Below are 12523 nucleotides of genomic sequence, written 5' to 3' on the forward strand. Positions count from 1 at the left end.
CTTGTCAATGCCTAGATATGATCGGAGGGTCGCCGACGAGAGGATGTGCCATGGGCAGGGCCGAGAGCTACCACCACGGGAATCTGCGGCGGGCCGTGCTGGACGCCGCGATCGCGGCGATCACGGAGTCCGGGCCGTCCGGCTGGAGCCTGCGGGAGCTGGCACGCCGGGCGGAGGTGTCGCACGCGGCGCCGGCGCACCACTTCGGTGACAAGGCGGGGGTGCTGACGGCGGTGGCGGCGGAGGGCTTCGAGCTGTTCGCGGACGCGCTGGAGCGGGCGGAGGGGGATCCCTACGGGTCGGGCGTGGCGTACGTGCGGTTCGCGGTGGACCACCGGGCGTACTTCGAGGTGATGTTCCGGCCGGAGCTGTACCGGGCGGACGACCCGGAGATGGCGCTGGCCCGCGACCGCGCCGGGGCCGTGCTCGCGGCCAGCGGCCGCCGGCTGTCCCGGGGCGAGCGGCCCGACCGGGCGACGACCATCGCCGCGTGGTCGCTGGCGCACGGCTTCGCGAGCCTCTGGCTGAACGGAGCCCTGCCGGAGAGCGGCACGGGGGCGGACGTGGAGGAGCTGGCCCAGGAGGTACTGCGGGTGGTGTTCGGCGGAGCGGAGTAGGAAGCCGGCCGGGCCGACTTCCCACTCCGCACGGAGCCCTATCGACGCTCGACGGTCACCGACTCGATGACGACGGCTTCGAGCGGACGGTCACCCGGCCCGGTCGGGACGGCCGCGATGGCGTCCACGACCTTCTGGCCGGCCGCGTCGGCGACCTCGCCGAAGATGGTGTGCTTGCGGTTCAGGTGCGGCGTGGCCCGGGTGGTGATGAAGAACTGCGAACCGTTGGTGTTCGGCCCGGCGTTGGCCATGGCCAGGAGGTACGGCTTGGTGAAGTAGAGCTCCGGGTGGAACTCGTCGGCGAACTCGTACCCGGGCCCGCCCGTACCGTCCCCGAGCGGATCGCCGCCCTGGATCATGAAGTTGGGAATGACCCGGTGGAAGGTCGTCCCGTCGTACAGCGGAGCCGTCGAAACCTCACCCGTCACCGGGTCGGTCCACTCCCGCTGCCCCTCGGCCAACTCCACGAAGTTGCGCACGGTCTTCGGAGTGTGGAACTGGAACAGCTTGACGGTGATGTCGCCGTGGTTGGTCTTGAGGACGGCGTAGTACTGCGAGCCCATGGACTGAAGACACCTTTCAACGAATCAACCGAACCCGCCCGATCCTCCCACGCCACCCCACCCCCGACCCGGCCCGCCGACCACGGGGGTCGGCCGCCCCGTCGGGGCTGCGGGGGTCACTCGGTCGGGTGGGGGCAGGGGGTGGCTGCGGCGTGGTCGGCGGGGTGGCGGGCGGGTGCGCGGTACGCCTTTGCTGCACACGCTCCCGCACACGGAATCGGTATCCCCATGACTCTCCGCCGTCTGGCGCAGGCCGCTCTGGTCCTCGCCCTGGCTTGTCCGCTCGTTCCGGCAGCCCCCGCGCTGGCCGCCGCTCCGGTCGTCCGGGCGGTCGTCCAGCCGCCGCTCCCCGTCCAGGACTTCCCGGAGCGGGTCGAACGGGCCTGCCGGATCTGGGAGAGTCTTGACTGGCCCACCAGCCCCCGCCCGGTCGACTTCCGGATTCCCGGCCCGGAGTTCATCCGGGGCAGCAACCCGTACGGCAACCGGAGCGGGGACCTGCCGGCGGGCGGCGAGTACCACGAGTACGACGTCAACCCCCGCCCGATGCCCACCACCCACCGCGATGCCGAGCGCCTGGTCCGCGACGAGCGCACCGAGCAGACCTGGTACACCGACGACCACTACGCCAACTTCCGCGAGATCTCCGAAGGCTGCTGACGTGCCCGTAGTGCCCGAGCCCCCGCTCGGCCCGGCCCGGTGGGACCTCCTGCCGGGCCGGGCCTGGGCGGGCTTCGCCACCGCCCCGGACCGGCTGCGCCTCGTCCGCGGTGCGAACTGCCGCACCAGGGCGGCCCTGTTCGCCGAGTGGGCGCGGGCGCTCTCGTTCCCCGGCTACTTCGGCCACAACTGGGACGCCTTCGAGGAGTGCCTCAACGACGCGCTCCTCCCGCCCGGTGCCGGGCCGGCCGCCACCCGCCTCCTCGTCCTCGTCACGGACGCCGACGCCCTCCTCGCGGACGAGCCGCCCGCCCAACTCGCCCTGCTGCTCGACATCCTGGATGCGGCCCCCGGCCGCGCCCTGCGCGTGCTCTTCCTCGCGGACCCGCCGGGGGCCGAGGCGGCCGAGGCCCGGCTCCGCGCGGCCGGCGGAACCGACTGAGCCCGGTCAGTCCCGGTCGGTCCCGTTCAGTCCCGGTCGGTCACCACGGGCCGCTGCTGGCGCAGCGAGACCTGGTTGCCGTCCGGGTCCCGGGCCTCGATGCGCCAGCCGAACGGGTACTCCTCGGGCTCGTCCGCATCGAACTCCACCCCGCGCTCGCGCCAGATCCCGACGTCCTTCCTCAGGTCGTCCGACTCCAGGATGATCGGACCGGGTGCGGACACCCCCTCCGCCCGCGGCGGCTGCCCGGCGGCCGGGGCGTGCGACCAGAGGATGATCTCGAACGGGTGGCCCTCGGCGCCCACGGTGAGGAAGCGGCCGTCCGGGCCGGGGTAGTCGATGCGCTTCTCCAGCCCCAGCTGTTCGGTGTAGAACCGCAGCGCGCGGTCCTGGTCGGTGACGTAGACCGTGACGTACATGACCTTGGTGAGCATGGTGCTGTCCTCTCCGTCCGGCGGCCCGGTGGTGCCGCTCCGCCTCCCTGACGGATCACGGCGGCCCTGTTGTGACAGCTGTGGGCAAGGAATCCTCCGCGCGGGAAGTCGGCCAGTCCGACTTCCCACTCCGCACCGGGCCGCCGCGCCCGATCGGTCCCCGACGCCGCGTCACCGTCCGGCTACTTTGAGCCGCACACCGGCGGGGTCGCGCAGGGCCGTCCCGCTCCGGCCGAAAGGAATGTGGACGCATGACGCAGCGACGCACGGCAACGGTTCTCGGGGCCTGGCTGGCCGCCGCCGCCCTCGCCGTCGCGGTCCCGAACACCGCGTACGCGGCCCACGGGATCCTGATCGTCGACGGTGCCCCGTACCAGGACCCGCGCGGGTGCCTCCCGCTCGGCGACTTCGTCCAGCCGGTGGTCACCAACTACACGGACTCGGTGGTCCAGGTCCGGAGCGGGACCAGCTGTGAGGGCGCGGTCGAGAAGTTCGTCGTCCCCGGCGAGACCTACGCGGTGCTGGGTGGCCGCAGCGTCCTCGTCCCCTGACGAGGCCGCGCTCGCGGTTCCCTGACGCGCCCCCGCTCGCGGTCCTCCGGTGAGGCCCGTGCCCGCGCAGGAGGTCGGCGCCTCCGACCTCCTGCGCGAGGGGCCGCCGAGGTCACCCGAACGACCTAGGTCCGAGGCCCGATGGCCGGAAGCATCCGGTCCGCTTGGATGGTGGCCATGGACGAATCCACGCAGAGCGCAGAGATCCCGACCGACGAGCAGGTGGCGGCCTACCTCGCCCGGATCGGTGCCGAGCGCCCCGCCCGCGCCGGTGCCGCCGAGCTGGCGCGGCTCCAGGAGGCGCACCTGGACGCCGTCCCGTTCGAGAACCTCAGCATCCACCTCGGCGAGCCCGTCGTGCTCGAACCGGAGGCGCTGCTGGAGAAGGTCGTGGGGCGTCGGCGCGGCGGGTTCTGCTACGAACTCAACGGTGCCTTCGCCGCGTTGCTGCGGGCCCTCGGCTACCGCGTCGAACTGCTCGCCGCCCGGGTCTTCGACGGGGCCGAGCCCGGCCCGCCGTTCGACCACCTCGCGCTGCGGGTGGAGGCGGACGGCGTCGCCTGGCTGGTGGACGTCGGCTTCGGCAGGTTCGCCCGCCGCCCGCTGCGCCTCGACGAGCGCGGCCTGCAGCAGGACCCGGCGGGAGTCCTCACCATCACCCCGAGCACCATCACCCCGAGCACCATCGCCCCGAGTACCGGCACTCCGGGCGCCGGCACCACCGGTGACCTGGACGTCCTCCTCGACGGCGCGCCGCAGTACCGCCTCGACCCCCGCCCGTACCGGCTGGCCGACTTCGCCCCGACCTGCTGGTGGCAGACCACGTCCCCCGACTCGCACTTCACCCGCGCGACCACCTGCTCCCGCCCCACCCCCGACGGCGGCCGGATCACCCTCACCAGCACCCGCGCCACCGGCGGCACCCGGCTTCTGCGCACCGCCGCCGACGGCACCCGAACCGAGGAACTCCTCAACGCCGACGCGGCCCTGGGCGCGTACCGCACCCACTTCGGCATCGCCCTGGACCGCCTGCCGACGGCACCCTGACCGCCCCGACCGGGCCCTGGCCGCGCGCCCCTGACCGCGCCCCGGCCCCGCTAGAGCAGGCCGAGGTGGTCGAGGCCCAGGTAGGCCGGGCCGACGTCGGAGAGCAGGCCGCGGCGCAGCACCGTGTCGCGGAACTCCGCCAGGTCCATCAGCACCACCTCGATGAACTCGTTGCGGTCGTGCGCGATCCGGGCGGCCGGGGTGCAGTCGGTGGCGACGCAGGCGTGGCGCACGCCGTTGGAGTAGGCGTCGTGCCAGACGGCGGTGACGTGCTCCACCTTGCCCCGGTAGCCGGTCTCCTCGGCGAGTTCGCGCGCGGCGGCGTCCTCGGGGGACTCGCCCGGGTCGATCACGCCGCCCGGCAGCTCGTACAGCAGGGCCTGCGGTCCGGGCCGGAACTGCCGGGTGAGTACGATGCGCCGGTCCGGGGTCAACGCGACGACGGCCGCGCAGGAGTACTCGTTGCCGAGGTGGTAGACCTCCTCGCGGCCGTCCGGCATCGCGAAGGTCACCCGGTCGGTGCCGCGCCCGTAGGCGCTGTGGATCGGCTCACGGCGGAGTTCCCGCCAGTGCGTGTCGCCCATCGGGGCGGGCTCCTTCCGTGCGGGCGCGCGGGCGCCCGGGGCGGCGCGTCCGGACGTCCGCGGGCGCGGACGGCACCGTGTGCACGCGCAGAATAGCCGTGCATCGCCCGCTCCGGGAGGATTCGCCGGAATCGTTCGCCGTGGTCGACGGGGCGCCGTAAGCTGCGCGGGCGTGGTCGGCCCGGCGTCCGGGAAGCGGCCGCGAATCGACGAACTCCGCACCCCGGCAAGGTGGTTCACCCATGAGGCAGACGAGTCGGCGCAAGGACGACGGTGAGGTGACCTGCGAGCAGGTGACCGTCCTCTCCTTCGAGCCCGAGCCCGAGGCCCGGGTCGACGAGGACGGCCGCGTCCTGCTGATGAGCGAGCCCGCGAGTCTGACCCGCATCCCGGTCCGGATCCTCCGGGAGGCCATGACGATCAAGCGGGTCGCGGGCTACTGGATCAGCTGGGCGGAGTGGTTCGGTCCGGACGACATCCGCAACCACGCCCGCTGGGTGCCGGACGAGGAGTACGTCCGGCCCGGCGAGGGCGGTCTCGGCGGCCGACTGGACGTGAAGGTGTCGGCGTACTGGGCGGTGGAGCGGGAGCCGCGCCGGGCGCGGCTGCGGACCAGCGAGGCCGTGGTGACCTTCCCGGCGGGGGAGGCCCGGTGCGAACTCGTCCTGGAGCGCCCCGAGTCGCAGCACCCGGCCACGCTGGTCGTCCATCTGTCGGACGCCTGGTGGTCGGGCGGCCGCGGCGGGCGGACGATCCACCACGGGCTGGCGGGCGAACTGGAGGGCCCGGGCGGGCGGCCGGGCGAAGGGCGGCGGGGCGCGGCCGTCCACCGGTACGCGGAGTGTGCGACGGGGCACCTGCCGGGGGTGGCCGTCCGCTGACCGGCGGTGTCTCAGGCGCGCGCCCCGACGGCGGCCCTGCCGCTGGTATCTGCGCCCACCGCGCCGCCCGGCCAGTCCGCCCGGGTGCCGACCTTCCGGGCGGGGACGCCGGCCCAGATCTCGCCCGGCCCGGTGGAGCGGGTCAGCACGGCGTTGGCGCCGACCACGGTGCCGGCGCCGACCGTCAGCACCCCGGCCTTGCAGACCACCTTGGCGCCCGCGCACAGCACCGCGCCGTCCTCCACCACCACCCGCCGCATCGCGCTCGCCTCCTGCGGCACCCAGGGGTCGGCCCGGCCGACGGTCACGCCGTTGTACAGCGTCACCCCGGCGCCGAGGGTGGTGTACGGGTGCAGCACGGTGCCGAAGCCCCGGTGGAACACGACGAGCCCCGGCCCGATCTCGGCGGCGGCCGGCACCTCCATGCCGTAGACGGCGAGCGCCTCCTGGACCAGGCGGCCCAGGAGGCGGTGGCGACGGCGGTAGATCAGCGCGGTGACGAGTGACATCCACCCATTGTGTCGGTGGCGTTACGCGGAGTCACGCAGGTGTGCGGGGTGCCCGTGGCGGAGGGTCGGCCGCTCCGTCCGCGGCCGCTCCGTCCGTGGTCGGTCCAGGTCCGGTCGGTCCAGGTCCGGCCGCTTCACGTCCGGTTACTTCACGTCCGGCACGGCGGTGTCGTTCTTGAAGGCGTCGAACACCTGCTTGGCCTTCGCGGTGTCCCACTTGACCGCCGACTCGCCGGTGTTGGTCTTGAAGTCCGGGTTGGCGATCGGCACGGTGATGCTCTTTCCGCTGCCGCCGTTGACGTCCTTCATGGCGAGGAAGAGCGAGCCGAGGTCGGTCAGCCCGGCGTCGTCGTCGACGATCAGCGTGCCGAGGCCGGAGGACACCAGCGGGTAGAAGGTGAACGGGTTGAGCACGGTGGCCGGCGAGGCCGCCTGCTTGGCCAGCGCGCCGAGGAACTTCTGCTGGTTGCGCATCCGGCCGAGGTCCTGGTCGGCCATCTGGTGGCGCTGGCGGACGAAGGCCAGCGCCTGGGTGCCGTTGAGGCTCTGGCAGCCGGCCTTGAGGTCGAGGCCGGAGTCCTTGTCCTGGACGTCCTGCTCGATGCACATGTCCACGCCGCCGACCGAGTCGACGATGCCGACGAAGCCGGCGAAGCCGATCTCGGCGTAGTGGTCGATGCGGATGCCGGTGTTCGTCTCCACGGTCTGCGCGAGCAGCTTGCCGCCGCCGGAGGCGAAGGCGGAGTTGATCTTCGAGGTGGTCGCCTTGACGGGCTTGCCGTTCTCGCCGGTGTGCTCGGGGATCGGCACCCAGGAGTCACGCGGGATGCTCATCAGGGTGTTCCCGTTGTCCCCGACGTGCAGGATCATCATCGAGTCGCTGCGCTTGCCGCCCGCGTGGCCGGTGTGCAGGTCCTCCTCCTGGCTGTCGGAGAGGCCGTTGCGGCTGTCCGAGCCGACGATCAGCCAGTTGGTGCCCTTGCCCGCGGCCGGGCGGCCCGGGTAGTCGGCGAGCACGCTCTCGTGGTTGAGCTTGGAGTCCGCCCAGAACCAGGTGGAGACGGTGGTGACCATCAGTGCGATCAGCACGCCGAACACCGACCACTTGATGATCCGGCGGCGCGGCCAGCGTCCGGAGCGGGCCGTGGCGGGCGACTGCGGCCCGCCGGGGGTTATCGGCCCACCGGGCGCGGAACCGGGCCCGCCGGGGCCACCCGGACCGCCCTGCGCGGGCACCGACGGGCGCGCACCGGGCTGCCCGGGCTGTCCGTAGCCCTGCCCCGGCTGCCCGTACCCCTGGGCGGGGCCGTACCCGGGCGTCTGCTGCGGCTGCCCCTGGGGCCGCCCCTGCGGCTGGGGCTGCCGGGGTGCCTGAGCGCCCGGCCCGCGCGGGTTCAGCCCGGCGGGCAGCGGCGGCTCGGCGGCCGGACCGCCGCTGCCGGGCCCGTACGCCGCGCCACCGCCACCGTTGCCGCCGTACGGGTTCCCGCCGCCGCCCGGGCGGCCCTCCTGCCACGTGTTCATGTGGGAGAGGATGCCCGACGCGGCCCCCGGTGACTCCCCCCGGGGCCCCTGCCAGGGCCCTTGTAGCAGTTTTGATGCACGCGCCGGATCGTTCCGCCGCATGGCGCCGGGCGGGCGCACGCCCCGTGTCCGTCCGGCCACCCGACCGCCACCCGACCGCCGCCCGGCCCCCGTCCGACCGGTCACCCTCACGATTCTCCGTCTCACCGTCCGTCTCACCTGGTGTTCGGTTGTCGGGACGATCCTTGACCGTCCCGAACGCTGCGTGTTTGCATGACTGCCATGGATCAGCGATGGACTCTCACGCGTCGGCGGCACGTCGACCTTCAGCGTGTGTCCTGTTCGCTCTGTTGTGGCTGACGCTCGCCCGTCGAACCCCCACCACTCCTCCTCTTCCCCCGTTCCGCCGCTGCCCGTGCGGCGTGCCCACCGCTGACTGTCGCCGCCCCGCCGGGCCGGCCGACGTGCCTGCGGTCGGTGCCGCGCGCCGCCGAAGCGGCGTCCCGCTTCCTCCCCGAGGTGAATCCATGGCCACCGTCCTGTCCGTCTCCGGCTCGCCGTCCCCGACGTCCCGCACCACCCGCCTGCTGCGTCTGATCGACGCGCAGCTGGAGGAGCGCGGCCACCGCGTCGTCCCGTTCGAGGTGCGCAGCCTGCCCGCGCACGCGCTGCTCTCCGCCGACCTGTCGCATCCGCAGCTGGCGGCCGCCCTGGAGCTGTTCGCCGAGGCGGACGGCGTGGTGATCGGCACCCCCGTCTACAAGGCCGCCTACTCGGGGCTGCTGAAGGCGCTGCTGGACGTGCTGCCGCAGTACGCGCTGCGCGACAAGGCCGTCCTGCCGCTCGCCACCGGCGGCTCCACCGCGCACGTGCTGGCGGTGGACTACGCGCTCCGGCCGGTGCTCAGCTCGATGGGCGCCGACCACATCACCCGGGGCTGGTTCGTGCTGGACCGCCACATCACCGCCCGGGAGGACGGCACGACCGTGCTGGAGCGCGAGACGGACGTGCTGCTGCGGCCGGTGGTGGACGCCTTCGCGGGCACCCTGGAGCGCCTCGCCGCCCCCGCCCTGACGGCCTGACGGCCCGCACGGCCTGACGTCAGGTCAACTCCTCGCGGGAGCAGCCTCGTCGGCCCCCTCGGACGTCCTCCCGTCGCCCCTCCCGGGCGGTCCGGCGAGGGGCGGCGAGGGGGCCGAACGGCGTTCCGGCCCCGCTCGGCGGAGCACCCGCGGACCGCTTCCCGCGTCGCCGCGCCGGGGCTCCGTAAGGGGGGTCCCTGAGGGGGGTCCGGCCTACCCCTAGGGGGAGGGGTGGCCCACCCCGTACAACTCCGGTTGGGCCGCTTCCTCCCGTCGGATGACGAGGAGGAGTGGCCCCGACTCCTAACGTGGTTCACATCCCCGCCCGTCCGAGGCGGACCCGCTCCGGTCGGGTCCGGGTCCCCGGTTCACCGGGAGGGTGGGGCTGACTCCCGGTCGAAAACTATCCCCTGCGCGATGTCGCCGGGCGGGTGGCACGGAGCAGGCTGGGGGCAACGGGTGGGACCACTTCTTAGGAGACGACAGTGACGACGGCAGCAGCAGCCGTGTACGACCCCCAGCTTCCCGGCGGTGCCCCCGCCGTCGCCGCTTCGGCCCGCCAGGTGACCAAGTCCTACGGTGCCGGTGAGACCAGGGTGACGGCCCTGGACGCGGTGGACGTCGACATCCAGCGGGGCCGGTTCACCGCGATCATGGGTCCCTCGGGCTCCGGCAAGTCGACGCTGATGCACTGCCTGGCCGGTCTGGACACGGTGACCGAGGGGCGGATCTGGATCGGCGAGACCGAGATCACCGGTCTGAAGGACAAGCAGCTCACCAGGCTGCGCCGGGACAAGATCGGCTTCATCTTCCAGGCCTTCAACCTCCTCCCGACGCTGAACGCGCTGGAGAACATCACCCTCCCGATGGACATCGCCGGCCGCAAGCCCGACCAGGCCTGGCTGGACCGGGTGGTGGAGACGGTCGGGCTGTCCGACCGGCTCAAGCACCGGCCGACCCAGCTCTCCGGCGGCCAGCAGCAGCGCGTCGCGGTGGCCCGGGCGCTGGCGGCCCGGCCCGAGATCATCTTCGGCGACGAGCCCACCGGGAACCTCGACTCGCGCTCCGGCGCCGAGGTGCTGTCCTTCCTGCGCCGCAGCGTCGACGAGCTGGGCCAGACCATCGTCATGGTCACCCACGACCCGGTCGCGGCCGGCTACGCGGACCGCGTGCTGTTCCTCGCGGACGGCGTGATGGTCGACGAGATGCACGCCCCGACGGCGGACTCCGTCCTCGAGCGCATGCGCCGTTTCGACGGCAAGCGCACGAGCTGAGCGGGCGGGAGCTGACAGGACCATGTTGCTCAAGACATCACTTCGGAGCTTCTTCGCCCACAAGGGGCGAATGGCGCTATCCCTCGTCGCGGTCGTCCTCTCGGTCGCGTTCGTGTCCGGGACGCTGGTGTTCTCCAACACCGCGACCAGCACCTTCGACACCCTCTTCGCCTCGACCGCCTCCGACGTCTCGGTCGGGCCCGCCGAGCCGGAGCTCGGCGGCAAGGACACCCGCGCCAAGACGCGGACGGTCCCCGTCGACAGCGTGCGGAAGGTCGCCGCGGTCCCCGGGGTTAAGACGGCGATCGGCCAGGTCACGGTGGAGAACGCCACCCTGGCGGACCCGGCGACCCTCAAGAAGGTCGGCCCGACCACCGGTGCCCCGACCCTCGTCGGCAACTGGGTGGACAGCCCGCGCAGCCCGGTAGAGATCACCTCCGGTCACGTACCGCAGGGCCCCGACCAGGTCGTGCTCGACGCGGACACCGCGAAGAAGGCCAAGCTCGGCCTGGGCGGCAAGCTGCGGGTGATCGTCAACGACAACCGCGACTTCACGATCGTCGGCATCGCCGCGTTCAAGACCACCAACCCGGGCGCGGCGCTGGCCTTCCTGGACACCGCCACCGCGCAGAGCGTCCTGCTCGGGGGCCCCGCCTACACCTCGGTCGAGGTGTACGGGGACGGCAGCCGGTCCGACGAGCAGCTCAAGTCCGACGCGCTGGCCGGGCTGGGCGCCGGCTTCGAGGCGAAGACGGCGGCCGAGCAGAAGGCGGACGGCCAGAAGAGCGTCGGTTCCTTCCTCGACTTCATGAAGTACGCGATGCTCGGCTTCGCCGGCATCTCGCTGCTGGTCGGCGGCTTCCTGATCATCAACACCTTCTCGATGCTGGTCGCCCAGCGCACCCGGGAGATCGGCCTGCTGCGGGCCGTCGGCGGCAGCCGTGGGCAGGTCAACCGCTCGGTGCTGGTGGAGGCGCTGCTGCTGGGCCTGGCCGGGTCCACCATCGGCATCGCGGCCGGCCTCGGCCTGGCGGTCGGGCTCATCCAGCTGATGAACGCAATCGGGATGCACCTCGACGCCTCGGACCTGAAGATCGGCGCGGACGTGTTCGTCGCCGGGTACGCGGTGGGTGTCGTGATCACCGTTCTCGCGGCCTTGGTCCCGGCTCTCCGGGCGAGCCGGATCGCCCCGATCGCCGCGCTGCGCGACCACGGGACCCCGGTCGAGGCCCGCTCCAACACCGTCCGGGCGATCATCGGCCTGGTGCTCACCGCAGGTGGTGGCGGTCTGCTGGTGCTGGCCGCCGGAGCGGAGAAGGCCGCCACCGGGGGCCGACTGCTCGGGCTCGGCGTGCTGCTGACCCTGGTCGGCTTCGTCGTCCTCGGCCCGCTGCTGGCCACCACCGTGGTCCGGGTGCTCGGCGCGCTGCTGCCCACCCTGTTCGGCCCGTCCGGCAGGCTCGCCCAGCGCAACGCGATGCGCAACCCGCGTCGTACCGGTGCCACGGCCGCCGCGCTGATGATCGGACTGGCGCTGGTGATCGGGGCCTCGGTCTTCACCTCCTCGGTGATCAAGTCCACCAACAACCAGATCGACAGCTCGGTGGGCGCCGACTACATCGTCTCGGCCGGACCGAACGGGGTCTCCCCGGAGATCGTCGCCGCCGTGCGGCAGACCCAGGGCGTGGACCACACCACCGAGCAGAAGTACCTCGAGGCGTACTTCACCGCGCCTGACGGGAAGACCGAGAAGAACGGCATATCCGCCGTGACCGCGCGGTTCACCGAGGACTTCCGGCTGCCGGTCAAGGAGGGCTCCCCGGACTCCCTCAAGCAGGGCGCGCTGGCGATCGGCGAGGACTACGCCAAGGACCACGGCCTGAAGGTGGGCGACCCGATCAAGGTCGACTACGGCAACGGGTGGGTCCAGTCGCTGCCGGTCGGCGTCGTCATGACCAAGGGCAACCAGCTCTTCGACGGCAACACCTTCGCCTCGCTCGACACCGTCAGCAAGGCGGTGCCGGCCGCGGACCAGCCGGTGGACGCCATCCTGTTCGCCAAGGCGGCCGCCGGGGCGGACGTCGCCAGGACACTCACCGGCCTGGAGGACGCGCTCAAGCAGTACCCGCAGGCCTCGGTCCGCGACCAGGCCGGCTACAAGGACCTCGTCCAGGAGCAGGTCAACACCCTGCTCTACATGATCTACGGCCTGCTCGGGCTGGCGATCGTGGTCGCGGTGCTCGGCGTCGTCAACACGCTGGCGCTCTCGGTGGTGGAGCGGACCCGTGAGATCGGCCTGCTGCGGGCGATCGGGCTCTCCCGCCGCCAGCTGCGCCGGATGATCCGGCTGGAGTC

At 72.8% G+C, this 12523-nt stretch carries 15 protein-coding genes; 10 read left to right on the forward strand and 5 right to left on the reverse strand.

Translation table 11 applies throughout. The annotated features are described in order from the left end of the window. Positions 1-50: 50 nt before the first annotated feature. Entirely contained in the window at positions 51-617 is a 567-nt protein-coding gene (locus tag BI06_RS14340; RefSeq protein WP_030398052.1) for a TetR/AcrR family transcriptional regulator, read from the forward strand. A gap of 38 nt (positions 618-655) precedes the next feature. Here BI06_RS14340 and BI06_RS14345 read toward each other — a convergent pair whose 3' ends face one another. Further along, a complete protein-coding gene (locus BI06_RS14345; RefSeq protein ID WP_043468444.1) occupies positions 656-1180 on the reverse strand; it encodes a peptidylprolyl isomerase in 525 nt (174 codons plus the stop codon). A gap of 228 nt (positions 1181-1408) precedes the next feature. Between BI06_RS14345 and BI06_RS14350 the strand changes: the two genes are divergently transcribed. Further along, complete coding sequence (locus BI06_RS14350; RefSeq protein ID WP_233290152.1) at positions 1409-1840, forward strand: ribonuclease domain-containing protein; 432 nt, start codon at positions 1409-1411, stop codon at positions 1838-1840. A 1-nt stretch (position 1841) separates the two neighbouring features. After that, on the forward strand, positions 1842-2282 hold the full coding sequence (locus BI06_RS14355; protein ID WP_158516431.1) for a barstar family protein: 441 nt from the start codon (positions 1842-1844) through the stop codon (positions 2280-2282). 26 nt (positions 2283-2308) lie between these two features. Here BI06_RS14355 and BI06_RS14360 read toward each other — a convergent pair whose 3' ends face one another. Beyond that, positions 2309-2716, reverse strand: coding sequence for a VOC family protein (locus BI06_RS14360; protein WP_043468447.1), 408 nt, complete (start codon positions 2714-2716; stop codon positions 2309-2311). Positions 2717-2967: 251 nt separating this feature from the next. Between BI06_RS14360 and BI06_RS14365 the strand changes: the two genes are divergently transcribed. Then, a complete protein-coding gene (locus BI06_RS14365) occupies positions 2968-3267 on the forward strand; it encodes a hypothetical protein (RefSeq protein WP_043468451.1) in 300 nt (99 codons plus the stop codon). A gap of 177 nt (positions 3268-3444) precedes the next feature. Continuing rightward, the gene (locus tag BI06_RS14370) at positions 3445-4314 is read left to right on the forward strand and encodes an arylamine N-acetyltransferase (RefSeq protein ID WP_043469532.1); all 870 of its coding nucleotides are present in this window, start codon (positions 3445-3447) and stop codon (positions 4312-4314) included. A 50-nt stretch (positions 4315-4364) separates the two neighbouring features. On the opposite strand, the gene BI06_RS14375 is transcribed toward BI06_RS14370, so the two are convergent. Continuing rightward, positions 4365-4898 (reverse strand): NUDIX hydrolase, encoded by a 534-nt coding sequence (locus BI06_RS14375; protein WP_030398059.1) that lies wholly within the window; start codon positions 4896-4898, stop codon positions 4365-4367. 242 nt (positions 4899-5140) lie between these two features. On the opposite strand from BI06_RS14375, the gene BI06_RS14380 reads away from it, so the two are divergent. Next, positions 5141-5779: a hypothetical protein gene (locus BI06_RS14380; RefSeq protein ID WP_149030375.1), complete on the forward strand. Its 639-nt coding sequence runs from the start codon at positions 5141-5143 to the stop codon at positions 5777-5779. Positions 5780-5790: 11 nt separating this feature from the next. Here BI06_RS14380 and BI06_RS14385 read toward each other — a convergent pair whose 3' ends face one another. Further along, positions 5791-6288 carry a hypothetical protein gene (locus tag BI06_RS14385; RefSeq protein ID WP_051741023.1) on the reverse strand — a complete coding sequence of 166 codons (498 nt, stop codon included), beginning with the start codon at positions 6286-6288 and terminating at the stop codon, positions 5791-5793. A 144-nt stretch (positions 6289-6432) separates the two neighbouring features. Next, positions 6433-7812 (reverse strand): LCP family protein, encoded by a 1380-nt coding sequence (locus BI06_RS14390; protein ID WP_030398062.1) that lies wholly within the window; start codon positions 7810-7812, stop codon positions 6433-6435. Between the two features lie 282 nt (positions 7813-8094). Between BI06_RS14390 and BI06_RS55495 the strand changes: the two genes are divergently transcribed. From BI06_RS55495 to BI06_RS14405, 4 genes are all read left to right on the forward strand, one after another. Further along, the gene (locus tag BI06_RS55495) at positions 8095-8172 is read left to right on the forward strand and encodes a putative leader peptide (RefSeq protein WP_353653584.1); all 78 of its coding nucleotides are present in this window, start codon (positions 8095-8097) and stop codon (positions 8170-8172) included. 167 nt (positions 8173-8339) lie between these two features. Continuing rightward, positions 8340-8894 carry an NADPH-dependent FMN reductase gene (gene ssuE / locus BI06_RS14395; protein WP_030398063.1) on the forward strand — a complete coding sequence of 185 codons (555 nt, stop codon included), beginning with the start codon at positions 8340-8342 and terminating at the stop codon, positions 8892-8894. Between the two features lie 485 nt (positions 8895-9379). Next, the gene (locus BI06_RS14400; RefSeq protein WP_051741025.1) at positions 9380-10168 is read left to right on the forward strand and encodes an ABC transporter ATP-binding protein; all 789 of its coding nucleotides are present in this window, start codon (positions 9380-9382) and stop codon (positions 10166-10168) included. Positions 10169-10238: 70 nt separating this feature from the next. Continuing rightward, positions 10239-12523 (forward strand): ABC transporter permease (locus BI06_RS14405; protein ID WP_051741027.1); only part of this gene is annotated, 2285 nt, incomplete at its 3' end.

The organism is Kitasatospora sp. MBT66 (assembly GCF_000710405.2).
GTDB lineage: Bacteria > Actinomycetota > Actinomycetes > Streptomycetales > Streptomycetaceae > Kitasatospora > Kitasatospora purpeofusca.

Excerpts from the sequence above, each read along its gene's own strand:
- BI06_RS14370 (WP_043469532.1), top strand. The coding sequence starts at position 3,445 with ATGGACGAATCCACGCAGAGCGCAGAGATCCCGACCGACGAGCAGGTG.
- BI06_RS14360 (WP_043468447.1), bottom strand. The coding sequence starts at position 2,716 with ATGCTCACCAAGGTCATGTACGTCACGGTCTACGTCACCGACCAGGAC.
- BI06_RS14350 (WP_233290152.1), top strand. The coding sequence starts at position 1,409 with ATGACTCTCCGCCGTCTGGCGCAGGCCGCTCTGGTCCTCGCCCTGGCT.
- BI06_RS14345 (WP_043468444.1), bottom strand. The coding sequence starts at position 1,180 with ATGGGCTCGCAGTACTACGCCGTCCTCAAGACCAACCACGGCGACATC.
- BI06_RS14365 (WP_043468451.1), top strand. The coding sequence starts at position 2,968 with ATGACGCAGCGACGCACGGCAACGGTTCTCGGGGCCTGGCTGGCCGCC.
- BI06_RS14340 (WP_030398052.1), top strand. The coding sequence starts at position 51 with ATGGGCAGGGCCGAGAGCTACCACCACGGGAATCTGCGGCGGGCCGTG.
- BI06_RS55495 (WP_353653584.1), top strand. The coding sequence starts at position 8,095 with ATGGATCAGCGATGGACTCTCACGCGTCGGCGGCACGTCGACCTTCAG.
- BI06_RS14390 (WP_030398062.1), bottom strand. The coding sequence starts at position 7,812 with ATGAACACGTGGCAGGAGGGCCGCCCGGGCGGCGGCGGGAACCCGTAC.
- ssuE (WP_030398063.1), top strand. The coding sequence starts at position 8,340 with ATGGCCACCGTCCTGTCCGTCTCCGGCTCGCCGTCCCCGACGTCCCGC.
- BI06_RS14380 (WP_149030375.1), top strand. The coding sequence starts at position 5,141 with ATGAGGCAGACGAGTCGGCGCAAGGACGACGGTGAGGTGACCTGCGAG.
- BI06_RS14375 (WP_030398059.1), bottom strand. The coding sequence starts at position 4,898 with ATGGGCGACACGCACTGGCGGGAACTCCGCCGTGAGCCGATCCACAGC.
- BI06_RS14385 (WP_051741023.1), bottom strand. The coding sequence starts at position 6,288 with ATGTCACTCGTCACCGCGCTGATCTACCGCCGTCGCCACCGCCTCCTG.